Here is a 26,660-nt window from a genome sequence, read left to right on the forward strand (position 1 = left end):
TGTGTTGGTATGTCCGTAAAAGTGCTACTAATTGAAGACGAAAGAAACCTGGCAGATATGATCGCTTTTTTCCTCGAAGAAGAAGGCTACCAAACTGAACGTGCACATAATGCACGTGAAGCTCTGCAGGCATTTTCAGGATTCAAACCCGACATTGTTGTAACGGATCTGATGCTGCCAGAGACAGACGGAAATGAGTTAGTACAGTCTTTACGCCAGCATTCTACCATTCCGGTGCTTATGATCTCCGCAAGTACAATGCTGAATGATCGATTGCGCGCCTTGCAAAATGGAGCAGATGATTTTCTATGTAAACCTTTCAGCCTTAAAGAGCTAGACGTACGAATAAGAGCACTTCTGAGAAGATCCTCGATTTTTCATTCTGAGAAAGTCGTTGTATCTAACGAAGCAACTGTAGTTCCAGGGCGTGTAAGTGTTAACGAGTATAGAAGAACACTTTTTGTTGAAGATTGTGAGATTGAAGTAACACATATTGAATTCGAAATAATGAAAGAGTTTCATCGCAGCCCTGGAAAAGTATTCACTCGAAACGAACTTATGGATCGGATTAAAGGATCTGAGCGTGCCTATCTGGACCGTACAATCGATGTGCATATCTCAAGTTTGCGTAAAAAAATTGAACCGGACCCCAAAAATCCTCGGTACATTAAAACGGTCTGGGGCACCGGTTACAAATATGTTCTATAAGTTTTTTTCCGTTTTCTTTTCCATGGTACCATGCAGGCTATACCACCTAGTAATCCCAATGGGAGCAGGATCAAGCCTATATGATAAAATTGCACTAATATAATCTGTATTTCTCCTATACCGGAGCCTGTTGTTATGAATCCTGATGTAACACCATTAACAGCCAAAAGAGCACGTTTCTTCTCTTCACCTAGAGTAAACTCCCACAATGGATTAGGTGACTCAATTTCGTTAATAAGCAACCGCTCTGCTCTCGGGTTAGATAATGATAATATACGACTCATTGAACTTGTACGTTCATAATTTATCTTAGCAACACTCGTTTCTGTTCTAAAAAAGCCAGAAGAATTGTCACTTCCCTCTGCAACCATGATTTGATCAAGCATAACTAACTGATGATATGGAATCACATTGATATCTTTCATGCTAAAGTTTCCATTTTTCAAACCATTACCTTTGGCCAATATCTGTATTTGCATTGAAACTGCCTGCTGGGGAGCTGTGATAAGTTGAGCATAATGGTTCCACCTCGACTTGTCCTTCTCCTCAACTTCGTCTATATAAGTTGTTTCAATCAACTTATTGGAGCTATCGAGAAAGGCTACCTTTATATGTCTATCATGTATGAATTCAGACTTAGCATTAAAAGAAACAAGATATTCTTCCTGACCGATAACCGGAACCTGATCAGATGTATGTGCGTACCACTCACATGAATATGTCTTACCGTACTCAATGTTTAATATTCCTTTGGATACTCTCGACTTTAGTTCACCCAAACTTAGTCCACTAAAAGCACATGCTGATGAAGGATCTTCAATAAAATCATAGTTGTTTTTCTCTTCCGATATATCTGACAGGTCATACTCATTGCCGCGCATCATGTGAAATTGGTCTAACGAAACCATCGAAGGAACCTGGCTATCAAAATCAATTCTCAGCTTATATTGTCCAGACTCAAGATAAATTGGTTTGATATCTGCTTGTCCGTAGCCTTCCAAAATTGCATCTGAAGAGGTAAGTATCCTGTTGAATCCTTCACGCAATGGATCAGTGATAACCACTTTATGTTCAGATTTGTTATCCTCATTGGGGACGATGTCATTGGAACCAATTACATTTTTCACTGTCAGACCTGTGTGCATGTTCTCCAAGCTAACAATGATCTTTCCTCCCGTAGACCTGGGTATATCTGCCAGCAGGGACAGGGTATACTCCCCGGATTTTAAAATATCTATATTTTTGGTCAGCCTACCTTTCTGATACCGCAATCCCCTTCCGAGACTTAGTTCCGGATAGGTTCTTGTAGATTGAATTTGGGCGATTCCCTCGAAATCATTCTCGGCCTCCAATACAAAAAAAACTTTGGCTCGTTTAACCGCCTGTTTAATTGGAAATAACACTTTCTCTACAAGATTCTCAGGAACAATTGCAAAGGTATTAATTGCATTAAAACCATTTTGGTTTCTTACTGTAATTGGTGTTTCTCCACCTGGGAATTTATGCGTACCCAAATCAATCCATTCAAACTGATTGATTTGTTGACTTTTAGTTTTTATGGACATTTTAATCCCATCTGGCAAATCAATTTCAATTTCTCCACCAGCCTGATTTTTTAACACCCTGGCATAGACATGGGCTGTCGTATCCTTTTCCATTCTTTTAATCATGGTAAATGTATTAGGTTTTTTATAGTCCTCTAAATCCTGAAGAAGTATATCATGAACCCACCAGTACGTTTTTTGCTCGGGACGCTGTTGGCTCAATAGATCAATCCGCATATGAGCACTACCAGGAGGTGACACATACTCCCCAAAAAAGTTAACCCCGTCGAAATTGTATTCTTCAGTTGGAGCAACAACGTAACTAATGCCTAATTCTTTCATGTCTTTATCATAAAAACGTACTTTTACATGCATTTTATTGGTGCCTCTCCCAGAGGCTATAATAGAGAATCGATATGGATTGTTTTCTTTGGCATCCAGCAACCCGGATTTAGCCACTTGCCATATATTATCGGGATCACCTTTAATGATTTCTCCATGGAGCAAAGGGATATCATTAGAAGCAGCAACGGGATTGGCCTGAACATCAAACATTCCAGGGTTATCAGCCTCAAAGAACTTTTCCGTTTTTAATAACGAATCGAAGTCGGCAACTACTCTACCTTCGATTTGATTCATCTGGTAGGGCATTACATCCAATTTATTGCTGGCAAAAGTAACAGCAGTCCCTGTCCCCATATCCATATCAAACGGAAAATTACGTATTCCCTGCGAGCTGAGAAACCACATCCAATCGGCATTGGACACATACGTTTTAGACCATTTCAAAAATGCATTCCCATCCTCAATGACATCAAAAGGACGTAAATAATAAGACTCTGGAAGTTGGCTCAACCACAGATCATTCATAGTAGAAGCCTCTATGTAATCGCCTGAATTTGCCGTTTGAACTGTTGGCAACGTAGGGTCAAGAGCACTGTATAAAACACCAAATTGTTTGAAGTCAAATCCAGGATGATGATTGTAACTCTCAGCACGGCTGTACCCATAAGGTGTGATGACTTTGCTTGGCATCAATGACATGTATGGGAGTGGATCACCCAATCGATAACTAGAGAAAATAGAGTTTTTATAGGTTAAATCTATGCCCTTTTGAAGATTCAGAATTTGCTCGTTAAATTGTTGACGTTCCACCTGGCCTGAATATTCATTATGGTATATAAGTTGATTAATACCAAAAGGCACGTACAACTCCCCTAATTTAGAACTGAGTCCTTGATCGAGCAGATATTGCAAAAAGTTCATATAATATCCGATACTTGGTGCGTTTCCTTCATGATGGAACAACGTATTTTTTGAGGAAGAATATACTTGAAAGTCACCAGTGGCTTTTTCCATTGCAGTATCTCCTGTGTTCCACTTGGGTGTGGCTACACCGTTATAATTTTGGATCATTTGATCTGCCAGTGGGATATAGAGCGCTTTACTATCGTGATTATTCGCGTTAATAAGTTCATCTTGAATTTCACGATATTCCTCAGGAATCTGAACGGGTTTATAATACCCCGCAATGAAAGCATGACGGACCGGATTTATGTAGAGCCATAAGCACGCAATTACCGCAATGACCATTGCAACCTTGAAAGGACGGCCCAACCGCCTACCCTTCAGCCACTCCTGAATTTGGATGACACCAAACGTGAGCAAAATAGCCAAATGTATAGCTAAAAGGCCAACAATTTTATTGGGGTCGCGAAACATCGAACCAATTATAGGAGTTTTTGTAACGGCTATCACAAAGACATTGGCAAGCCATGGAATAGTCGTACCTGTAGCAGTTAGAGCAAGTACTAGGCCAATCCCCCCAAAAATAAGAATTAAGGTTCTCCGTTTAGAACGAACTATCATACCAATGAGCATCAGAATGAGCAGGATCCCCCCACAAATATAAAAGGCTAAGGGTAGACTGCTGAGAGGAAACATTGGCCACCAATAACTAATCATTAGAAGTACATTCAGCAGCGTACTGTTACGACTAAATAAAGATAGGGTGTCCACAACATTAATATTATGCTGTGAAGCCTGCGCCTCCATCAATATACTTCCGCCATACAAAGACAACCAATAAAAGCTAAGCATAAAAAAGAAGGCAGCAAATATCAGTCCTTTTAGCATCCAATTCCGATATATGCCGACTAATACCGGCAGCCCGCCTTTTCTATGCTGCCAACTTATTTTCATTAATAATAATAAAGCGAAAAATGCCAAATAAATGGCACCAAAAAAGAAATAATGAATAGCTGCAGCACTTATTGTAAAAACAAACGCCAGCAAAAAAAGATCTACAACATTTTTACGGTATATTTTAAAAATTTGATATCCAGCTATGCGCTGTGACTGAAATTTGGGATCAAATGCATTGAAAAAAAACATTAAGACCAAGGGAAACAAGCTATAACCGCATAATAAGTAAATATGTTGAATACGAAAAACAACCCAAGGATTTATACCGTAAAACAAGGAACCTGTGGTTAAAGCCATAATTCGGTGAAATGTAAAGTTTTTAGAGTAATACACACTGACAAGCCTTTTAGTAAACAGATACATGGAGAGTGCTGATACAAGAAGCAAGCAGGTTATAAAAGACTTTATCAATACTGCTCCGCTATATTCAAACAAAGTGGAGATAACATAAAACGGTAAAATATATAGCAATCTTGGTGCGTTGAATAGTGTTGAAGTAGACCATCGCTCGTTCCATACTCCAACAATTTCTTCCATATAGCGGTTTGAACTCCAACCAAATGCCAGATCACTGAATACTATGTGCCCATCTGCATAAATCGGGGCCAAGAATATGCCGATGACTGCAGTTATGAAAAAGATAGCTGCAGCATCGTATCTATAGGCGTATAAACGTTGTTTCATATTTCGCCCCCCATGCATTAAAAAAACTAAATTTTAATAGACCTCTTGCTAACTAACGAGGTACCCGAATGGTTGCTTTTAACCCAAGATCCGTATTCCTAAGCTTTAGTTTGCCGTTAATGCTCTTCAGATACTGATCCATTCGGAACAGACTAAATCCATGCTCTTGAAGACTCTTAGAATAGTTCTCCTGAAAATATTGATATCGCATTTTGTCGTCCAGCCCCCCTGCCTCATCTTCCATTTCAATGATAATTTCCTGGGGTTCCAAACGCGTGTATATTTGAATTTTTGTTTTGGTAAATTCACTTCTGGAGCGACTTATTTTTCTTGAAGGGGTATTCCCCAAATAATTATATTGATGCTTATTGGAAGCTTCCAATGCATTCTCGAGTAATCCGACCATAATCTTGCGAAAAGAGACTGTATGTATTAAAACTGCCGGAATATCCTCTGACTCAAAAAGCAGTTCTACACCTGATAATGTCATATTTTTTCTGGCCCATATGACAGTATCCTTGATAAGAAGATTAATATCCACTAGTTCATTGTTCATCCCAGTCTGAAAATGCGACGTTACTCTCTCCTCCATCGCTCTCAATTGATTTAGAACGACTTCGATTTCTTTCTCATGTTTAATCTGACTCTTGGTAAACATATCATTAAGCTCATCGAAAAATGCCTTTTTCTCTGCTCTTTCCAAATTGAGAGTCAATCCGTCTTCCTTTCCCCATTCTGCAGCTATGTCCCGATAAAAGCCCAAAAGCCTCATTCTCTCTCCACCTGTCAATGTACCTAATCGGCTATGAACACTGCCAATCCCTTGACTAATCTCTTGCATGAGTGGTACATGAAACTCATCCTGTCTCTTCAACAAACTCTCCTGATGAAGAACATCCCTTGACCGCTGTTGATCCGTTTCACGAGAGATAATCATTTTTCGGTACCAAAGAGCGATGAACATACATACAATTACAGCAGGCACAATCGACAGATAACTCCACGTTTTAAATCTATTAGACTCGCTGTATACCTGTGTATCGTCCATCCATGCTGTCACATAGAGAGGGCCTGCAATCGTATCACTAAACCCATATGCCGTTTTCCTTCCACCAGACGATTCCTTTCCTGTATTACCATCTAGCATTTTTTTGGTTAACTCAGTAATCTCAGCATTCCCTATTTCTTCTTCCGAATCAGATGCAATGACTCGATACTCATGATTATAAATAGAAACATGATATGGCAGATCTTCATCTATTAATTCAGATAATTGAGCAGGTCCTATCTGAAGAATCGCATACACTTCAGCTCCCCTCTCATTTGGTATTTTGCATGTGAAGTACTGATGGGGTTCATTATTTTCTATGGAAAACTCTGTCCAGCTGCACGTCGAATCAGTCACTGTGTCCAATATGTTAGTGGCGACAGTTATTTTCTCGCCATTGGAGACAATTACTTCTCCTTTCTTATTTAAAACTGCCCATGTGTCAGGTAACACTTCAACATTCTCTTGAGTGGGTTTAAATTCTCCAGCGGCTGTTTCTATCAATCCAGTTTCAGCAAAATATTTAAAGGATTGTTGCCACAACAAGTAGCTTGATTCCAATTTGTCACTCATTACGGTTATCGTCCGCTCTAACTCCATTTCATGGCTACGTACGGACTGTTCTCGATACTGGGAATTCAAATATTGGATAGCACAGAAATACAGCAATGTTATTGCAAGAACTACGATTGTGAGCGGGAGAGCCGATTGAAGTACATTATTCACTTTTCTAAACAGTCTGTTTCCTCTCCTCTACTATTTCATTAGATAAATACTTGTTTTGCAATACATTCCAACTCAAACTCTATCAAGGGTACTCTCAGACACCACAAATACTGAACCTTGCGTTCCAAGAACTCATAGATATGAGAAGCTTGTTCGTTACCGTCATGAAGAAGAAGGATGCGACTGTTCCGAACAAAATACATCCCTTCCAAGCCTTCAACATCAAATGCTCTCCCATCTATAATGTAAAGATCACGAGTACCGTCAATATGTTCTAGTGTGTCTGTGATGTTGAAATTCAACTGACCCCACTTTTTCTCTGGAACCCCATGAAACAGCTTCATTCCTCGTGCCCTTAATGCCCTCTCTAGTGAAGTCATACGCCTAAAATTTAGGTTCAAACTTTCTCCCAACTTCTTGTCTTTCAAAAAAGCAATAATGTTGGTATCATTCATATATAGGAGTTCATTCCTTTTTTTAGATTGGAGCTGCCACTAACAATGACAACAAGAAACATTTTATGTGTTGATGATAACAAGATGGTGTTAACCATCCTGAAGCGCTGGCTTGAAACTGAAGAAGTCAACGTAATTACCGTACTTAATCCAAAAGAAGCTTTTGAAATTCTAGAAAATCAGGAAATCGACGTTGTAATTTCAGATATTTTGATGCCCGATATGGATGGGCTTGCCTTCCTGCGCTCACTTAAACGAGTCTATCCACACATAGTACGTATTATTTTGTCAGGACACCTTCATACATCTTCCATGCTGACCGCAATCAATGAAGTCGGTATTTTTGCATTTATGACTAAGCCCTTAGAGTATACTGATCAATTCACAACTGTCATCTTGAATGCACTCAATCAAGCTAATCGAAACAGACAAAAACAAATATCTGAGAAACACTCAGCGACCTTACTGCAACAATTTTTGATCACCATGCTCAAGCATAATGAAGGCCTATACCTCTTACTTAAAGATAACGGTGAAATTATCGCAGCAGACCCTGCCCTATCTGAAGCTTATTCACCGGGTATTATTTTAAAGGATGAAGCATGGGAAGGATTTTATTTACCAAATCATCATTTACATATCCTACCCAGCAACAGAGATATCACAGAGCATGAAGAGTACACACTTGTACGACTAAACACGTTTGGTACATCATTTTATTTTCTCCGTTTGTACTAACGGGGTTTGACGTCCAATTCGACCCTTAATGATTCCGTAAACGCCAAGTAGACTAAGACAGCCATACATAAACAACATCCCAGCAGTCAACAGCGGGTGTCTAACGTATTGCTTCATGTTATCCTTTCTGTAGAGGACAGGGCGAAAAAAGTACCAACGCTCCAGAGCTTTGCGAAGTCCTTCGCTTTCTGATGCCAAAGTACGATCCATCGCGGTAAAATAATAGGCTTTTTTAGCAAGTAGCTCTCTTAGGAGTACTTTCTTCTCATCATGATACAGATTTGTACACACAGCCCGCTTTATTCTTCCTCCCCGCTCTATATACCGCAGAGTGGGCTGAATTTCTTCAAAAGATATCTGTCCCGCATTAAATCCCCCTGTAGATAAGTAGTCAGACATTCTCCAAAATCTCGCAGCCTCAATAGAGCGTTTACCTACTTCTTCACCAGCATTATTAATAATATTTCGTTCAAAGACTTTAACCTTTGAGAAGAAGTTTTGATGTGCGGTGAAGGCCTTTTCCGGAATGACAAGTGCACCGATCTCCGTATACTTCTCTACTACAGCCATTAATTGATCTATCATATCTGATTCAAGAAGCATATCCGAATCAATAATTAGGATGTAGTCTGCACCTTCTCGCTGTGCCTCTTCTACGGCCGTAACTCTTGCAATTCCACGCTCCCCGTGTGGTAGATTCAGTACTCTGACATGATGCTTCCCGTGGAGGGCTACCTTATGAATCAATGATGCAGTTTCATCCGTAGAACCATCATCCGCTATGATAATATCGACATTTGAGTAAGATTGGTTTAGACAACTTTTTAAACACTCCTCAATACACTCCGCATTGTTATACGTAGAAAACACAATAGCTACTTTAGGTTTCATTACTCTTCTCCCCTCTACTCAAATGTTCTAACCATTCACCAAATTCCTGTCCAGTGTGGTCGAAGTGAAATTGTTTGGCAAATGTGTAAGCTTGCTGGCGAATGAACTCATATTCCTCAGGCTTGTCTATACTACGAACCATTTGTCTACTTAACGCTTCCACATCTCCATGACTAACGAGGTATCCACTACGCCCATAATCCACTGCATCCACAAGGCCTGGAGAGTTGCTCACTATACTTGGCGTTCCTACTGCAGCTGCCTCCGTAATGGTCAGCCCCCATCCCTCCCTTTGTGACGGAAAAACAAGCACCTGTGCACGGCTCATTAACTCTAGCTTACGTTCTTCTGTAACAAATCCGTGAAAAATCACATCCACATGATCATTCAATTGAGCCAAATCATCTGTTTCCGAATATTCCATTGCTCTCAATTTATAGCGTTCCATAATAGGTCTGAGTTCTAGATCAACATATTGGTGGTTAGTCTTTCCGGCAATCCATAACACAGCATTAGGGAATGTTGTTTTCAACTTACCAAAGGCTTCAAATACAAAATCAATACCTTTGTACTTCATAAAACGTCCAACATATAAGAAAGTAGGACGTGATCCTTTAGGTAACCAACTTTCACGTGGCCAGTGATCAAATTCAATCCCTTCTGGAATCACCTTTACATCATCCGGATCAAAGCCATGGCGTATTAGGTCATTACGAGTAGAAGCAGAGACCGTAATAGTTTGATCATACTTTGCCATACGAAGTAACATCGGTTCCAATACATAACCCAACAATCCTCTAATAATGTCCATATTCTGATACCAAATCTCTCGGGTGGTTTGATGAATAAAAAAAATCCTTTTGGATCGTGGCACCCACAGACGGGTAAAAAATTGATGTGTATTACATTGATTGATTACATAACTGATTTGTTTGTGATGTTTACGATAGAATTTTGCTGCGTGCAGGATAACACTCCATATATTCCCAGAACGTACATATAGGATTCCATCAATCTCTTGAATAGGTTGCGACCCTGGAAACTCAGGAGAAAAATGAACATATTGATATCGTTCTGAGGTTGAACGTTTCAGCATCTCATGAGTAAAAACCTCAGCTCCTCCTCTGCGAGGAGCAAGGATATCACGCCATGACAAGAGCAGCACCACCGGCTTTGTAAGCTCCATCTTCAAATTCATTTGTTTAATCTCCTTCTGTACTTATTGAATTCACACGATCAGTATTTTTATATCGTAACCAGTCTATAAATAGCCCTATGGACAACAATCCATAAACGATTATTTCATCAACTAGTATCTGTCTTAAATTACGATGATTCAGAATGAAAGCGATCATTATGCTCACTCCACCAGCCAAAAGCCATACCTTCAATCTGGAGTTTCCAGAAAGCATGTGAAGATACGCTAGAAAAACCACCAAGGCTAATATTGCATATACAATCCCGATCGGTAACAATATCGCCGAAACGCCCGAATACTCCGGGCCAAAAAAAAGCGAGATAGACGGCAGAAAAAGTACATTACTCATTAGTAGATATAGAATTAGACCGAAAAAAATACAGATACCATACCCAGCTAAAATTATCGTTATGGTATTTGTTTTTGCATTGATTGTTTCACCCTCCTGAGCTAGGGCTTTATTTATCTTCGGAACCAGTGCAGTGATAATGCTAAATGCAGCAAAATATACAAGTTGACCATATTTTAGAGCGACTGCATATTCTCCTGATTGATTAGGTAGAAAGTAGTGCACAGCAAGCATATCAATTGATAAAAAAAATAAAATACTACAATTCAAAACAAATGATTGCCCTAGATCCTGCTTGACCTGCTGCCATGATATCTTTTCACCTGTGTTTCTCCGATTTGCTCTATCGTCACCAGATGTAGAAGACATGTACCCATAAATGGTTGAGGCAAGCATACCCAGCATGACCGCCAACATTAAACGTTCCACATCAAGGCCCGTTTTAGTAAGATTTATAAAGAAAAATACAAGGAGCAATTTCCCCCCCACTTCAGCATAAAAACTAAGATTCAGCTTCATTAGAGATCCGCTTCCCTGCATCATCCCCCTGTAGTAGCTAGTTATTATATGAAGCCAAATGAGGATAATCAGCCAAATATAACTTAGAATGCTTATTTGAATAAATTTACTAATTATGGGTACAAAGGCGAATAAAATAAAACAGCTAACAGTTGTAAAAAGTGATATTTTTTTTGCTTTTGAAAGAACTACTATATCCCTACCTTGAAACGATAACTTTGCGGTAACTAGTTGTATCGACAATCCTACCACTGATAGCAACGTAAACATGGCAAGCAGAGCATTGAACTGCCCATACTGCTCAGTAGTCAAATAACGCCCGGCTATAATATGAAATAAAAAGTTAAATCCGTTTAATAGAACATTAAAAAATGGAAATACGAATACCCGCCAACGATTGCTCGCTAATGTAACACTCATCGAATTCGCCGATCTAGGCGCCAGATATCAGCTATAGATCTTAGAAAGCGTATCGAATCTTTCCAGACATGGATATGCGATCCTTCCCGGTCAATGCAAGCAACTGGCAGCTGCAGTACCCTTAATCTGAGCTTTTTCGCTAAGAACATCATTTCAAGATCCACCGCCAATCCAAGATTTTCTTTCAAATGAGGAAACAATCTTCGGACAGCTATGGCATTCAGTACCTTTAAACCAGTCTGTGAATCAATTACTCCTTCTGGAAGAAAGGGTTTGGATATTAATCTTTTACAAAAGCTCAATCCGACACGCAATAAGGGACGATTTTCTGCTGAAGTATCCTTGGTACCAGTGATCATATCGTAATATCCCAATTTCACAATATTCAGCATTCGTGCAATGTCCTCAATAAAAAAGGAGTCATCCGCATCAACAAAAACAAAATAATCTGCTTCGATCTCCTTCATTCCTTCTAGATATGTACCTGCTTTTCTAGTATTTCTACCCAATTCTCTTGCATTCATTAATGGACTTACATCACGATTTATTCTGTTAATGGACAACGTTGTATCTTTCTCTAAGGTTTGAATTAATTCCATAGTCCGATCTCCACTACCATCGTCAATAAGGTAAAGCGAACCCTCAATCACATGTGAACGGATATATTCCTGTAGCTTGCGACAAAAGCTCTCAACATAAGAAAATCGTTTTTCTTCGTTATATACGGATAAAATGAAAGCAATATGTGCACTCTTGGCCGGATATTCCGGATGCAACAAACTCTGTATGTCTGTAAGTAGTTTATCCGGATAGTTTGCATTCCAATGCAGCAAACGAATCCTACCTACACCAGTAATACGCAACAGATGACTGTCCTGTAGGGTAGATCTCATGTCTGTAATAACTAATAAAGGGATTTGTGGGTGAAAAGCACGGATAGCATTGGAAGCTGAGACCACTTTTTCAGGATCTTTATAGTCAATGATACAGCAACGTGACGAGTCAAAAGAGCTGCCGTTTGAGCTTTCCTCGTTCTCCCCTAAAATCACATTATAGAAATGGACGATTTCTTTAAATTGAATATTTCTTTCTCCATCTGAAAGAATAAAAACAGGGTCCATAGTCATGCCTCCAAGTTTGTAATATAGTCCTATTTTCCCAATCAACATTTAAAAATGTTTGTGTGCACATATGAAGTTAATATGAAAATGGATGTACTTTCTTCATAATTCCCTTTTACTTCACACTCATTTCGCAGTTTGCCTCCATTCATGTAAAATAGGAATATACCCGTTGCTATCACGGGAACTTAAATGATGAATCCGGTACAGGAGGTTATGAACCGATGAATATTGTTTCCATTGAACCAACACCCAGTCCCAATACGATGATGCTTCATCTTGATGAGCGACTCGAAGACGGGATCCGCAGAACCTACACGCTGGATAATGAACGCTCTGCTCCAGCGTTTATCCGCCAGATGCTCCATATTCCTGGTGTTAAAAGTGTGTTTCATACCACGGACTTCGTGGCGCTGGATCGCAAGGGGAATGCCGACTGGTCCGTCATTCTGGGAGAAGTCCAGAACCGTCTGGGCCAACAAGGAATTGACCTCGACTGGATTGAATCCGAGGATGCTTCAGGCGAGCATTTTGGCGAAGCACAGGTATTTGTACAGTTTTTCCGCGGGGTTCCGATGCAGATTCGGGTTAAGGCCGGTGCAAAGGAAGAACGAATCTCTCTCTCCGATCGATTCGTTAAAGCCGTTACCGAAGTGGCCAGTGCAACGCTGATCAAAGAACGTAAGTTAAGTGATTACGGCGTACGGTACGGCGAATTGCCGGATATTGCCCGTGAGGTTGAGCAGGAGCTGGAGGCAGCCTATCCTCCGGAGCGTCTGAAGCAGGTCATTGAACAGGCCATTGCGCACGGAACCAATACAGAAGAGTTTGTGGAACGCCGCCGCAAGCTGGAAGGTGCCGAGCTGGAAGCGGCACTGAGCAGTGAGGATTGGAATGTACGCTATGCAGCTTTTGACGGTATGGAGCCTACAGAAGAGAGATTGCCGCTTATTGCCCGCGCTCTGCATGACAGTAAAATGCAGATACGCCGGTTGGCGGTAGTCTATCTTGGAGATATCAAAACGCCGGAAGCCATGGAATTGCTGTATGAAGCACTCAAAGACAGCTCCCCTGCCGTACGTCGTACCGCTGGAGACACCTTGTCCGATATCGGCGACCCGGCTGCAACCGCTGCGATGACGGCTACGCTCACCGACAGCAGCAAACTCGTGCGCTGGCGGGCAGCCCGTTTCTTATATGAAGTGGGAACCGAAGAAGCAGAACCAGCTCTGCGGAAGGCAGCGGACGATCCTGAATTTGAAGTTAGCCTGCAAGCCAAGATGGCACTGGAGCGAATTGAATCCGGTGAACAGGCTGCAGGTACCGTATGGCAGCAAATGGCCGGACGCAACAAAAAGACGGAATAGTCCTTGTTAAGAGAACATCCAACTTTTGTTATTGCATGATGAAACAAGGAAAGGTATACTGAATGTCTGTTTGAGCAACAGAACATGGCATGTAACGTTCTGCTATTCAATAATTTCATAGACAATAGATACACCTCATCCATGATGATGAGGTAGAGGTCGCGGGTGCGATCAGTAAGCTGAAGGAGGCGCTAAGGAGCCGCTCATGAGATCAGCCGAAAGGTGCACCCGCCGAAGCCTGCTGGACGGTTCCTTACATTTGTCCAGTATGGTTGGGGCTGCTGCCGAAAGGTACAGAACTGTCACAGAGATACACACCAGCCCGCATGGGTGGGTATGAATTCTTCTGTGTTGAGCTATCTTATAACATCTGGGACAGGTGCGGACAATGGATAATAAGACCGCAGGCTGAAGCCTGCGGTCTTTTGTGTGTATAGTGCCATTGATCCATATCATCAGTACGCTGAGTGAAGGAGTGTTTTCATTGCAAGACCGCAACAAGCAAACAACAGCAGGAAACGGTTCCCTGAAAAAGGGATTGCGTGCACGGCATATGACGATGATTGCCCTCGGTGGCTCCATCGGTACAGGGCTGTTCCTCGCAAGTGGTACCGCCATCTCCACAGCCGGACCGGGTGGAGCATTGATTGCATATGCCGCCGTCGGCATCATGGTTTACTTTCTGATGACAAGCCTTGGAGAACTGGCTACATTTATGCCTGACTCCGGTTCATTTAATACGTATGCCGCTCGTTTCGTTGATCCCGCACTTGGCTTCGCCATGGGCTGGAATTTCTGGTACAACTGGGCCGTCACCATTGCGGCCGAACTGGCTGCAGCTACGGTACTCATCAAGTATTGGTTCCCTGACAGCTCGTCCATGTTATGGAGCCTGCTATTTCTCGTTTTAATCTTTGCTCTGAATGTGCTGTCTGTTAAAGGTTATGGCGAATCGGAATATTGGTTTGCCATCATCAAAGTGGCTACCGTCATTATCTTTTTGGCCGTAGGTGTGCTGATGATCTTCGGTATTATGGGCGGAGAAGCCGTCGGTTTCAGCAACTTTACAGTGGGTGATGCGCCCATCCATGGCGGATTCTTCGCCGTACTTGGTGTGTTCATGGCTGCAGGGTTCTCTTTCCAGGGAACCGAGCTCATTGGTGTCGCTGCGGGTGAGAGTGAAAATCCGCGTGAAAATGTACCTCGTGCCATTCGGCAGGTATTCTGGCGGATTCTGATCTTCTACATTTTGGCCATCACGGTAATCAGTTTGATCATCCCGTATACGCATCCGAACCTGCTCAAAGGTGATCTGAAGAATATCGGTGTCAGTCCATTTACGCTGGTATTTGAAAAAGCCGGGCTTGCCATTGCAGCTTCGGTCATGAATGCAGTCATTCTGACCTCTGTGCTGTCTGCCGGCAACTCTGGCATGTATGCTTCAAGCCGGGTTCTCTATGCTCTTGCCCGTGATGGCAAGGCGCCGCGTTTCCTAGCACGACTGAACAAAAAAGGCATTCCAATGAATGCCCTGCTTGTAACTACAGCTGTCGGCATGCTGGCGTTTCTCGCTTCCCTGTTCGGTGACGGTATTGTGTATACCTGGCTGCTGAATGCCTCCGGCATGTGCGGATTTATCACCTGGCTAGGCATTGCCATCAGCCATTATCGCTTCCGCCGGGCTTATGTTGCCCAGGGCAGGGACTTGAAAGACTTGCCTTATCGCGCACGCTGGTTCCCGTTCGGACCGATATTCGCTTTTGTACTCTGTATCATCGTTATTATCGGACAGAACTACCAGGCCTTTACGGGCGATCAGATCGACTGGAGCGGAGCGCTTGTTGCCTACCTGAGTGTACCGCTGTTCCTGATTCTATGGCTTGGTTACAAGTGGATCAAGAAAACCAAAGTGGTGCCGCTGAAGGAATGTGACTTCTCCCCTACGGATTCCTCTGCGCAGTAATCTCATAGAAAATCCCCCTGCTTCTGACCGTTCTGTACGGTTTAGAAGCAGGGGGATTTTGTTTTGAATAAGATGAAGGCGTTATTACATCCGCCTTGATTCATAACGTCCAATTGATCTTCACACGCAGATCCGTTGTATCTTCCATTTTGGACACATAATACGATATCGATTTCATCCCGAGCTGATACAAATTCTGCAAATCTTCAACCAGACTGGTCTCGGTACCTTTGTACCTGAAAGTCAGTGTGGTTCCACCTTCCTTCAGCACATTCTGCACCTTGGTTTCCAGTGCGGAATGTCCACTAACCGCATCTTTCTCGTCATAGAGCGAATATTCCAGCGTGTGGTACAGCTTCTGATACGCAGGTGCCTTGCTGCCGCCGCTCTGTATCAAGGTTTGCAGGGCCTCCCGGTAAGGAGCTGATGCAGTCGGATATTTGCCTTTGCCCGTCCAGATATGGTCACGTGCCATCTCGTCATCGCTGAGCAAATAGTAATTATGGCTAACTTTCCCTTTACGGTCAGGTGTCGGATCATCCCAGGTCGTGTCCATGTGGTACCATTTGCCGTCCAGCTTCACGATATTCCACGCATGCAGCTGATCACCTGCCGTACCTTCCACAATCCGGTTCTCAATGCCCACCTGATCCAGCATCCGGTACGCAAGCAGGGAATACCCCTGACATACGGTGCTGCCCGTGACAAGTCCATCATAGGCCGTGTATTTCTGAAGAGAAGTATCATAGGCAAGATGGAGAACAATCCAGTCATGGATCGCTTTTACCTTTTCATGATTCGTCATGCCAGGTGTAATAATCTCTTTTAAAACATGGGTTACTTTGCGGTTAACGTAATCGGTCTGTTCCTTGGTCTCCCGGTAGGACAGATTCACATGGACCTCGGCCGACACGTTGGAACCTTTATAATTAAAAGCATAACTCTTGACGGTATATTGGATGTAGGGATCACTGGTCATTGCTTCATCAATGGAGCTCTGGAGCTGCTTTTTGAGTCCTTTCACATCGCCCTTGTATGTAAATACAAGCTCCTCCGTTCGCTGTGACATGGCTGTAAGCAGCGTCTGACGTAAATCCTTGGTTGTGGAAATATCTGATGTGTCGGATGCAGCATACAGTTGATCCAGGTCAACCGCACGAGGTAAAGCCACCGCAATCAGACAGCCTGCCAGCAATATGGTGATCACTCGTTTTCCGTTTTTGCCCATGAAAGGATACCACCTCTCTTTGCAACATTCTCAAGCCTCATTGTATCACAAAAGGATCTGACGTCAGGCTTCTAGTTTTGTCGAAAAGCATCAAAAGAGACCTTCCGCAGAAGGTCTCCCTTGTCTTCAGCAAAAAAACACATACCCGCTATATCCAGCCTATGACTTACCAGAGCGGGTTATGCAAGAATACCTCTTAATACAGACGACTGCCTGTCATAAATGAATCTGTCTTGCCCTGCAGCTTGGCCAATCGCTCCAGTACCTGTGACGCTTCAGCAACAGTCACTTTGCGCGCCGGCATGAAACGTCCTTCAATGGAAGGAAGCAATCCCAGCTTCATGCTAAGAGATACGGCACCTTTATTGGTAATCGAATTCGCATCTACAAGGTTCGGCAGATCTGATGGCATGCTGTAGAAACCAGCCAGCTTCTCGTAACGAAGAATACGGACAAGTAATACAGCCAGTTCTTCCCGAGTCATCTCATCCTGTGGATTCAGACTAACCTCTGGATCTGCGCCAGCGAGCCAGCGCTGGTCAATTAGTGTACGGACTGCCTGATAGTAAGGGCTATCCGGCGTAATGTCCGCATACAGCTTGTCATCCCCGTTCACCGTGTAATAGATGTCCAGATTCGGATTAACTGCTCTTGCGAGATAGTTAAACCAATCTCCTCGGGTAATCACCCGATCCGGGAAGACACGTCCCTGCTCATCAGGAACCAGGACGCTATGCTGGGTCATATTAAGGATGGCCTCTTCGGCCACATGACCAGCAATATCACTAGGTGCAGTTTGAGCTGCCGTGCTGGAAGTGTTGTACAAAGACATCCATTCGCCTGTATTGGCATCAAGTACTTCATAGCCGCCGTTGATCGATTGATCATCCCGTGTAGGCATATATGCAAGATTGATCCCCGACGGCGTGACTTGGCCACTGCTCGTACCCTGTCCACCATAACGGGAGTATGCCAGAACCAGCTTGAATTCTTCGAGGTAGGCCGCTTTTGCCTCTTCGTAGCTGATCGCAGGCTCTTTGCTTGCAGGCAGCTGCTCAGGCGTTGCAGCAAGATTGGCATAAAATTCGCTAATCGTTCCATCGTTCAGGACCTGTACCTGCACCAGATCATCCTTAACGGCGATTCCATTCAAGTAACGCTGAAAAATGAACGTACGTGCGTCCTCTACCTCAAGCACGCTGGACAGCTTGAACTGCTCCGTGGCATCCGGCACAAGTGCAATAACCGAATTAATCGCAAGTTTCTCGGCTTGTGTACGGGTTACGGACTTGCCTTCATTTTTCTCATCGGGGTTCTCTTGTGCGGCATCCGAACCTATTCGCTGATACAGGCTATAGCTGTAAATTTGTCCGGTGGTGGCATCCACTTGTGCTGAAATGTCCCGCATGAACATATAGGACATATTCGCGTTCCGGTTGCTCCAGCTCAGACTCCAAACCTGATTGTTCGGGCTCCAGTAGCTGCCTTTATTTAACTGGCTGTAATCCAGCTTGTATCCTTCCGGAATGTCAAAGCTCTTTTTCACCAGGCTCTCTGCCTGCTGGGCATTCAGTCTCTGTCCTTTCGCTGGAACAAAAGCGGCCACACTGCCTTTCAGCGGTTTGTCCTGTTGTACGGTATCCTCGGTAATGACTTTTCCAGTCATGGTGTTGAACCTTTCCAGTGTATTCGCCTCAAGCGGAACCATGCTGGAATCCTTCGGCGTATATCCAAGATAATACTGCTGACCTTGCTTGGAAGACAGGCGGTTTTTCGAAATGTAGGCGAGTTCCACATCGAACTGGTCTTCGAATTGCTGCCTTGCCTTCTCTGCAGAAACAGCCGGTTTCGATGAAGGATATTCCGCCGCGGTCGTCATTCGTGAATATCCTGTTACCAGGCCACTTTGATCCACACTTATGTAAACCCTCTCCGCCTCAGATAACAAACCGTCATGCTTCAGTTGGTATGCAAATTGATATTCGGTTCTGCCGAACAACGATTGCTGTCCCGCCGGTTGGTACAGGTCACCCAAAGATGCGTATGCACCTTCCTTCAAACCAGGGATAGCCTTGTACAGAAAGGCCACAGCCTGCTCTTCCACTTCATCCTTGGTCAGTTTGGCTTCTGACCCAGATAACTGCTTATCCAGTAAATCAGATGGCAAATGCACACTCAGGACTTCCCCTGTCCCTGCATGTACAGATGCGCCGAACCCCATGGAATGATTCCCCTCGGTAATTTGAAATCCGATATCCCATGTTTTGTACTCCAGCGGAGGGAATTGGTTGTTCGGATCAAATTGCGACGAGGTGATGGTCGCTTTTTTCAACATCGGAAACAGTTTCAATATATTCTCACTGGCTTGCTTGGAGGAGATTTTAGCCCCCTCAGGCACGTCATTGCTAGTCACGTCTAGTTGTTCATTTTCCCCCGGTACAGCTTCTGTTACCTGTTCTGCTTGTGCTGCTGACACGCTGCCTGCAAACCCTGGAGTCTGCGATGCCAGAAGCAATGCCGCCATGGCTGCTGAAGCAGCTCTGGCTGTCATCATTTTGAATCGAATCTGAAAACTCAAATCTGGACCTCTCCCTTCAATTTCATACATGGATGCATGCGAAATAACCCTGCATGAATATTGCCAGTCTATTCTATGATACCATAAGCTTCCTTTTTAATCGTCATTTTCCCAACAATTTTACAAATGAGAATTTTTGCATAATGGTTGCAACATACCAAAAAACGCCAACCTGGTTGGCGTTTTACTGTTAGCCTGATTGTCATGCAGGCTGACGGTTTATTAGGATTTATTAGAGGTTATATCCGAATTGTTCGGTTGAGCCTGAACCTGAACATGTTTTTTCAAGAACGGAATGACGGTCTCCCAGAAGGCAGGGTCTTCCTCTGAGCAGCTGTGTCCACCGCTATTCACCCACAGATGCTCTACAGGCGGATCAGCCTTGGACATGAAGTATTCCAGCTCACTTGGCGGGATAAAATTATCTCCCTTGGAATGCACCATAAGCAGTGGCAGCTGCATGCCTTTACGCCGTTCATTCAGCAGCAGGACCGGATCGCGCTGGCGGTACGTTTTCAGTGATTCACCGAGCCTCCAGAACCAGATCCGCGGAATCAACTGTGCCAGTGGGAACAGCGGCAACCGCCGGCGTTTCAGCTCCGAACTGACGATTACTTCAAACTGGGATGGCATCGAATCCGTGATGACGGCCGACACCGGAATATGTTCCGTTACCGCCATGATCGTTCCCAGACCTCCAAGGGAATGTCCGAGCACGCCGATGGCACCCGGATCGATCTCCGGCCGAGAGGTGGTGTAGCGTAGTGCCGAGAGCAGATCGTCACGGAACAGATAGGCAGACGCTGCTTTTACCGGATCACTCGCCCCATGACTCCGGACATCATACATGAAGAGAGCATATCCGGCTTCCCAGATGGGACGTGCGTAACGGAGCACACGTGATCGGTTGGAACCCCAGCCATGGGCGATAATGATTAATGGCCAAGGTTTGGGAACATGGGCACCAGCCGGAATAAACCATCCATGAACCCGTCCTCCGCCACTCTCGAAGGTGACATCTTCGAATGGCATGGGCGGAGTAATCGTGATGGGGATCTTTTTGGGTGTCTGACTCTTCACCGCTGCCTTCCATAAGCCACCTGCCGTCACGGCAGCAACCGCAATAACTCCACTAATCATCGTTCTGGCTTTCACTGTGCATTTCTCCTCTCCGGCCTCTGTCTTACACCTATTCTACGCCAATACCATTAACGTTCTGTTAAATAGCTACATCTTTTATATATACCCAAATATACATATTGTTGATTGCGTTTTTTACATTTAGACTCTGGCTGCTTCCACAAATGCATGTGTACATGCTGCAATCTGTTCATGATTACCTCCATCCAGTGCTTCTCTCGGCAAAAGTGCACTGCCAAGTCCTACAGCTGCTGCACCAGCAGCAAAGTAGTCTGTGATATTGTTTAGATTAGCTCCGCCCGTTGCAAGCAGCGGGATATGATTAAGCGGTGCCTTGATCTCCCGTAAATACGGCAGTCCCAGACTCGCCATCGGAAATAGCTTCACCACACGTGCGCCTGCTTCATAGGCAGCAACAATCTCGGTAGGTGTCATGGCTCCCGGCCATATTTCCACCCCATGTTCTACAGCATATTCAATAACGGACAGATCGACATTGGGCGATACCAGAAATTGAGCACCTGCTGCCACTGCATCCTTGGCCATCTGCACATTAAGAACCGTTCCTGCTCCAATATAAGCCTGTCCTTCATGCCGGGTCCGCCAGTCTCCGATAATCTCATGTGCCCCGGGTGTATTGAGCGTTACTTCCATCAGGCGGATTCCACCGTCTGTCATGCCTTTTCCTGCTGTTATTGCTGCTTCCCGGCTAATGCCGCGAACAATGGCAACCAGCCTCGACTCCAGTAGTACTTCCGTCAAATTCATGCGAGCTTCCCCTTGCTTCATAGATTCGGCAGCCGAAGACAATATTAGTATCACCGCTTTTCCGTTAATTCATATTGTAAAACGAATTTATCCTTGATGAAATACACAACCCAAAAAACCTCTCTTATCAGCATGGGCGAATGTCGGTGGAGAACCCCCATTCAACCCATGACCATAAGAGAGGTTTTGCCGGATTCAAGCCTCTTCCAATACACTTTCCTTTTCCAGATCCTTGAAATACTGATCATTGTACAGCATGCTGGGGTGTGTAGGATGATATGCAAGAGCAATATCATTGTGCTCCTTCGCCTTGGCACGATTGCCCAGCCGATCATAACATACGCATAGCTGCAAGTGGGGCATCCATGTCCAGGCTGCTTCGTTCAGCACGACCATCGGATCGGCTGGACGAACAGCATGGGTCGCCTGTTCATACCAGAATACTGCCTTGCGATAATCTCCTCGATCGGCGAAATAACCCCCCAGGCGGCAGCAGATCTCTGCTCTCGGCAAATCATAGGCAAACGACCTCAGAAGCGCTGAAACTTCCTGTTCGGAGTGCCCCAATGCCGCTTCGCAATCTGCAATTTTTTGGCAGGCAGCAATCTGATCCTCCACCCAACCAAGACCCGTATTCAAAAACTTCCCGTAGTATGTAATCGCATCCTCATGCTGTCCATGATCTTTCAGTTCATTACCGAAGTAATAGAGATCCCGGGGAGTAAAATGTTCACCTGCTTCCTCACGCTTCCGGTAAATCCTCAGGTTGCGGTCGGTGTACTCCTTGTCTTTCTTATGGGTCACCGCAATATCGCTATGCAGCAAATTGCCGCCAACTTCCAGATATTCATGCACTGCACCGATCCAGCGGAAATTTCGATCCCGTCGCACCAGTCGATTCCTTCTCAAACTGTAGGCAACCTTCCCATCTGGAGTGAATGACAAATTATAGTCCATGGTAACGCTGTCCACTGCAGGATCAAGAGAGTGTTTCAAATCAATAAGCTTCGCCCGGTCATTCGGTTCGAACACATCATCAGCATCCAGCCAAAGTATATATTCTGTGGTTGCCTGATCAAATGCAAAATTGCGAGCAGCTGCAAAATCATCGATCCATTCAAAATTAACAATTCGTTCTGTATATTTGGCTGCAATTTGACGTGTGCGATCGGTTGAGCCCGTATCCACGATGACAATCTCGTCGGCAATGCCCTTCACTGAATCCAGGCATCTGGCCAGGGAAGCCTCTTCATTTTTCACAATCATACACAGCGTAATACGAATTGCCTCTTCTCCTCGTCTGACCCTGCGATTGTACGCAGCAGCACCGGGAAGTTCAGATAATCGGTAGATATGATAGGCCGGATGATGAGTATCCACGTATAAACGAAAACCGAGTGCTTGGGCTCGAATGCAAAAATGACGATCCTCACCCCAGAACGATACATTCGGAATCTGATCGAAGGAAACCCCACCCACCAGAGCATTCTTGCGAATGAGCGTACATGCACCGAGCCCACCCACTTCGTAACAGCCTGGCACTCGCAATTGATTTAGAAAGGCATCGGTTTGCGTGTTCTCATCCAAAATTTCCTTACCCGCTTCGGATTTCCCGCCTTTTCGGTACAATGCGTACTCATCCTGCAGCCATACCTGCGGCATTTCTCTTGTACCCGGCTGCCAGCGCGTCCAGAAAATATTCGATACAATATCCTTGTGCGTGGAAGCAAGCTGTTCCAGCGTGCGGGGATGCAGCACAAGATCCGAATCAATCAGGAAAACAGCATCGTAATTCTGTTCGCGGGCGTACTGCAAGATGCGGTTTTTCAATCCGGCTACCCGCCAAATCTGTTCGTCGCGCCAGTAATGACCTCCCTCATCCCTGCTGTATGTCCCTTTTCCCTGAGCAGTTCCATCATCGTTATCGGATTCAAATACCGTTCCTTCCTGCTGGGATGCAAAATCACGAAGGATATTGGAAGACGCCTCCTCTTCATTATCGTCTATAAACAAATAGTCCGTCTCCACCGTCGTTCGCTCCAAGAAGGTCAGAGATTCCAAAAATTCACGGAGCACTGCTGCGGTTTGACGAACCGGACTGGCAATCAGCACCTTCTCCTTCGGTTTTACCTTATTCAAGTACAGGCCCCCTTTCTTATTCCATCCAGGGCAGCAGCCTTGGATCTGTATCCAGAATGGATTCATACTGTTCTCTCCAGCCGTACCTTGCATCCGGGTCCAGTGCCTGATAACGCTCGAATTTGCGGATGCGATCCTCCTCGCGAGCCCAGCCGTAATGCTTCACACGAGGCGTATGACATCCATAGGCAAAATGCTGGATCGTAAGGGGGAAACGTCCGCAGTGCTGCGGGATTTCCTTCCACTCATAAGTTAATCCGGGACGATAACGGACGAGAAATGGACGGTAATATGCATGTGCCTGCCAATATTGATCCTCCCGGTAGTGCGTATCACTCCACATATCAAACAATCTGAAGTAGATCGCGTCCTCGCTACTTCCCAGGAGCTGATTGCGCTGTATGCCAAAGTCAGCCGTCAGAATCTCATCGGCATCCAGATTCAGTATCCATTCAGGTCCAGTAGCTATCGTCGCCTCCCATTGCTGCTTACGCAGACTCACTTCATCGGCGAACCGGGATGCCCGATTTTCAACCATGACCAGGGGAATCCCTTCAAGCAGCTCTTTACATAGAGCAACCGTATGATCGGTGCTCCCATCATCTATGATGACCGCACGATCAATCCAAGGCCGGTGCGTTTGCAGTGCCTGTCTAAGATATCGCTGTTCTTCATTACGTACGATCATGGACAGCGTAATATGTGGTCTGTCCTCTTCCTCACGGTCATTCAAAGCTTCACCCCCGCGTCTTAAGCTGACTTCTAGTATCTCTCAAGGATTTGCTATCTGATTGCATAGAAAAAAGGCATATAGGACTGGATCAGAGCCTATTTACAGGCTTAAGTATTCATCAGATAAACTTTCTTATTGACCAATTATCGGTCTCAACTTAACGTTTGGCTTCTCGGCTTATGCCAATCCTCTATATTCATTCTATGCAAATCCCGGATGGGGTTATGTCTGAGAACTCCCCTTTTGCTGTTCACCTCGTCACTGTGATCCGGTGCTTTTAGCTGCTTTCGTTGTACAACAAAAAAGCACTCGCTTCCGCGAGTGCCTCGGTTAACCTTTGTTACATATATTGAATGTTTCACTTTATGAATTAACGGTACTCGGCCAGACGATCATTCAGACTGCGTGTCTGACCGTATACTTCCTGATACAGTGCAAAGAGTCCATCATACACGGCTACCGTTTCCGGGTTCGGTACATAGGATTTGGCAGGGCGAATGAACGCCGCCGCACATTCCTGCAGGGAAGGGAACCAGCCGCAGCCATATGCGGCAAGCATTGCCGCGCCCATTGCTGGACCCTGCTCACTCTCAAGCTTCACAATCGTGGCATCAAAGATATCCGCCTGCATTTGCAGCCAGGCTTCATTTTTGGCACCACCTCCGATGGAGATGACCTCATTGACCGTTTTGCCTGCACCACGCAGAATATCGATCGACTCCCGCAGGGAGAATGTAATTCCTTCCATCACTGAACGCCCAAAGTGCTCCAGTTTATGTCCGGCATCCATGCCGATAAAGCTGCCGCGAATGTTCGCATCTGGATGAGGTGTCCGCTCTCCAACAATATAAGGAGTGAATAACAAGCCGTTGCTTCCCGCCGGAATCTGATCAATTCCTTGCAAGAGCACATCAAATGATTTGTCCGCTGCAAACGTATCCTTAAACCAGGACAGGCTGTATCCAGCAGCAAGCGTTACCCCCATAATATAGAAGGCATCCTTCTCCCCATGGTTGAAAAAGTGTACTTTACCTTCAAAATCGAGATCTTTGCGTTCCTCGTAAGAAAGCACCACCCCGGACGTACCGATGCTGCACATCGTCTGTCCTTCACTCAGAATGCCTGCGCCGATTGCCCCGCATGCATTGTCGGCTCCGCCTGCAAATACTTTGGTCGCCGCAGCAAGACCCGTTTGATCTGCGATCTCTGGAAGCAATGTACCCACTTCTTCAAACGATTCCACGAGACGCGGACAGAGTGAGATCGGCAGTTCAAAAGCTTCCGCAATCTCCTTGCTCCACTGTTTGCCAGCAACGTCCAGCAGCAATGTACCTGCTGCATCCGAATAATCCATGGCATAATCGCCAGTCAGGCGATAACGAACATAGTCCTTCGGCAGCAGGAACAAGGATGCTTGCTGCAGCAGCTCCGGCTCGTTTTCCTGTACCCACAGGATTTTCGGGAGCGTGAAGCCTTCAAGTGCACGGTTCCGGGCGATGCTTAATAGTTTATTGTCCAATACTTTCTCAATGCGGCGGCACTGAGCGGTAGTACGTGTATCGTTCCACAGAATGGCATTGCGCAGTGGTTTCCCCTCTGCATCTACCAGAACGAGTCCATGCATTTGCCCAGAGAAGCTAAGCCCCTCAATTTCAGAAGGCTGTACGCCGGATACTTCCAGCAATTTGCGCAAGGAGACAATCGTCTGCTCTACCCAATCTTCCGGATTCTGCTCACTGTAGCCCGCCTTGGGCTGGTGCAGCGGGTAAGCCTCGGATGCTTCAAATGCCACTTTTCCTTCACGGTTAACCAGCACCGTTTTGACTGCGCTGGTTCCCAGATCGACACCAATAACGTAACTCATGGGTTAACTCCTCTCGTTTATCACAGGTTATATCCACGAAAATCCATGTTTACATGAAAGTCACTCCGTGATCAGAAAACCCTCGGATCGCCGTTACCCCCAGATTTCCTTTATACCCTTTAGCAAGGGTGAAATCCCGGGGTAAATGCGAACGCTCCGCTTCTCGGGTCCTTTCTGCTCACTTCGTTCTGCATGCATTATCATGGACACACATGGATATGAAACGAGTAAAACGTACTCGTTTCTGTAGCTGAAAATCGCGCCAACGACATAT

18 protein-coding genes and 1 riboswitch are annotated in these 26,660 nt (G+C 44.8%); of the genes, 4 read left to right on the plus strand and 14 right to left on the minus strand.

What is annotated here, in order from left to right; genetic code table 11:
- Positions 1 to 9: 9 nt before the first annotated feature.
- On the plus strand, positions 10 to 708 hold the full coding sequence (locus F4V51_RS24655; protein ID WP_153979962.1) for a response regulator transcription factor: 699 nt from the start codon (positions 10 to 12) through the stop codon (positions 706 to 708).
- On the opposite strand, the gene F4V51_RS24660 is transcribed toward F4V51_RS24655, so the two are convergent.
- The 3 genes from F4V51_RS24660 to F4V51_RS24670 form a co-directional block, all read right to left on the minus strand.
- Positions 690 to 5,141, minus strand: a complete 4,452-nt coding sequence (locus F4V51_RS24660) for a hypothetical protein (protein ID WP_153979963.1) — start codon at positions 5,139 to 5,141, stop codon at positions 690 to 692. The genes F4V51_RS24655 and F4V51_RS24660 overlap by 19 nt on opposite strands.
- A 52-nt stretch (positions 5,142 to 5,193) precedes the next feature.
- Complete coding sequence (locus F4V51_RS24665; protein ID WP_153979964.1) at positions 5,194 to 6,762, minus strand: ATP-binding protein; 1,569 nt, start codon at positions 6,760 to 6,762, stop codon at positions 5,194 to 5,196.
- 191 nt (positions 6,763 to 6,953) lie between these two features.
- Positions 6,954 to 7,370 carry a hypothetical protein gene (locus F4V51_RS24670; RefSeq protein WP_153979965.1) on the minus strand — a complete coding sequence of 139 codons (417 nt, stop codon included), beginning with the start codon at positions 7,368 to 7,370 and terminating at the stop codon, positions 6,954 to 6,956.
- A gap of 45 nt (positions 7,371 to 7,415) precedes the next feature.
- Here F4V51_RS24670 and F4V51_RS24675 point away from each other — a divergent pair, with 45 nt between their 5' ends.
- Positions 7,416 to 8,108, plus strand: a complete 693-nt coding sequence (locus tag F4V51_RS24675) for a response regulator (RefSeq protein ID WP_153979966.1) — start codon at positions 7,416 to 7,418, stop codon at positions 8,106 to 8,108.
- Here the strand turns inward: F4V51_RS24675 and F4V51_RS24680 are convergent.
- The 4 genes from F4V51_RS24680 to F4V51_RS24695 are packed head-to-tail and all read right to left on the minus strand — an operon-like array spanning position 8,082 to position 12,606.
- Complete coding sequence (locus F4V51_RS24680) at positions 8,082 to 8,999, minus strand: glycosyltransferase family 2 protein (RefSeq protein ID WP_153979967.1); 918 nt, start codon at positions 8,997 to 8,999, stop codon at positions 8,082 to 8,084. The genes F4V51_RS24675 and F4V51_RS24680 overlap by 27 nt on opposite strands.
- On the minus strand, positions 8,989 to 10,197 hold the full coding sequence (locus tag F4V51_RS24685; protein WP_153979968.1) for a glycosyltransferase family 4 protein: 1,209 nt from the start codon (positions 10,195 to 10,197) through the stop codon (positions 8,989 to 8,991). The genes F4V51_RS24680 and F4V51_RS24685 overlap by 11 nt, the downstream gene beginning before the upstream one ends.
- 4 nt (positions 10,198 to 10,201) lie before the next feature.
- Entirely contained in the window at positions 10,202 to 11,485 is a 1,284-nt protein-coding gene (locus F4V51_RS24690) for an oligosaccharide flippase family protein (RefSeq protein WP_153979969.1), read from the minus strand.
- Positions 11,482 to 12,606 carry a glycosyltransferase gene (locus tag F4V51_RS24695; protein ID WP_153979970.1) on the minus strand — a complete coding sequence of 375 codons (1,125 nt, stop codon included), beginning with the start codon at positions 12,604 to 12,606 and terminating at the stop codon, positions 11,482 to 11,484. The genes F4V51_RS24690 and F4V51_RS24695 overlap by 4 nt, the downstream gene beginning before the upstream one ends.
- Before the next feature lie 224 nt (positions 12,607 to 12,830).
- On the opposite strand from F4V51_RS24695, the gene F4V51_RS24700 reads away from it, so the two are divergent.
- On the plus strand, positions 12,831 to 13,973 hold the full coding sequence (locus tag F4V51_RS24700; protein ID WP_153979971.1) for a virulence factor: 1,143 nt from the start codon (positions 12,831 to 12,833) through the stop codon (positions 13,971 to 13,973).
- 145 nt (positions 13,974 to 14,118) lie between these two features.
- A riboswitch (Lysine riboswitch) is annotated at positions 14,119 to 14,340 on the plus strand.
- 117 nt (positions 14,341 to 14,457) lie between these two features.
- On the plus strand, positions 14,458 to 15,936 hold the full coding sequence (locus F4V51_RS24705; RefSeq protein WP_153979972.1) for an amino acid permease: 1,479 nt from the start codon (positions 14,458 to 14,460) through the stop codon (positions 15,934 to 15,936).
- A 100-nt stretch (positions 15,937 to 16,036) separates the two neighbouring features.
- Here F4V51_RS24705 and F4V51_RS24710 read toward each other — a convergent pair whose 3' ends face one another.
- The 7 genes from F4V51_RS24710 to xylB form a co-directional block, all read right to left on the minus strand.
- Positions 16,037 to 17,164 carry a transglutaminase domain-containing protein gene (locus tag F4V51_RS24710; protein WP_153979973.1) on the minus strand — a complete coding sequence of 376 codons (1,128 nt, stop codon included), beginning with the start codon at positions 17,162 to 17,164 and terminating at the stop codon, positions 16,037 to 16,039.
- A 196-nt stretch (positions 17,165 to 17,360) separates the two neighbouring features.
- Positions 17,361 to 19,742, minus strand: a complete 2,382-nt coding sequence (locus F4V51_RS24715) for a YcdB/YcdC domain-containing protein (protein ID WP_162009987.1) — start codon at positions 19,740 to 19,742, stop codon at positions 17,361 to 17,363.
- A 222-nt stretch (positions 19,743 to 19,964) separates the two neighbouring features.
- A complete protein-coding gene (locus F4V51_RS24720) occupies positions 19,965 to 20,897 on the minus strand; it encodes an alpha/beta hydrolase (protein WP_236146642.1) in 933 nt (310 codons plus the stop codon).
- 126 nt (positions 20,898 to 21,023) lie between these two features.
- Entirely contained in the window at positions 21,024 to 21,650 is a 627-nt protein-coding gene (locus F4V51_RS24725) for a bifunctional 4-hydroxy-2-oxoglutarate aldolase/2-dehydro-3-deoxy-phosphogluconate aldolase (RefSeq protein WP_153979975.1), read from the minus strand.
- Positions 21,651 to 21,845: 195 nt separating this feature from the next.
- Positions 21,846 to 22,916: a glycosyltransferase family 2 protein gene (locus tag F4V51_RS29415; protein WP_321573907.1), complete on the minus strand. Its 1,071-nt coding sequence runs from the start codon at positions 22,914 to 22,916 to the stop codon at positions 21,846 to 21,848.
- Between the two features lie 889 nt (positions 22,917 to 23,805).
- Positions 23,806 to 24,522, minus strand: coding sequence for a glycosyltransferase (locus F4V51_RS24735; protein ID WP_227779953.1), 717 nt, complete (start codon positions 24,520 to 24,522; stop codon positions 23,806 to 23,808).
- 370 nt (positions 24,523 to 24,892) lie between these two features.
- Positions 24,893 to 26,386 (minus strand): xylulokinase, encoded by a 1,494-nt coding sequence (gene xylB, locus F4V51_RS24740; RefSeq protein WP_153979977.1) that lies wholly within the window; start codon positions 26,384 to 26,386, stop codon positions 24,893 to 24,895.
- Positions 26,387 to 26,660: the final 274 nt, after the last annotated feature.

Source organism: Paenibacillus xylanilyticus (assembly GCF_009664365.1).
In the GTDB taxonomy this organism is placed as follows: domain Bacteria; phylum Bacillota; class Bacilli; order Paenibacillales; family Paenibacillaceae; genus Paenibacillus; species Paenibacillus xylanilyticus_A.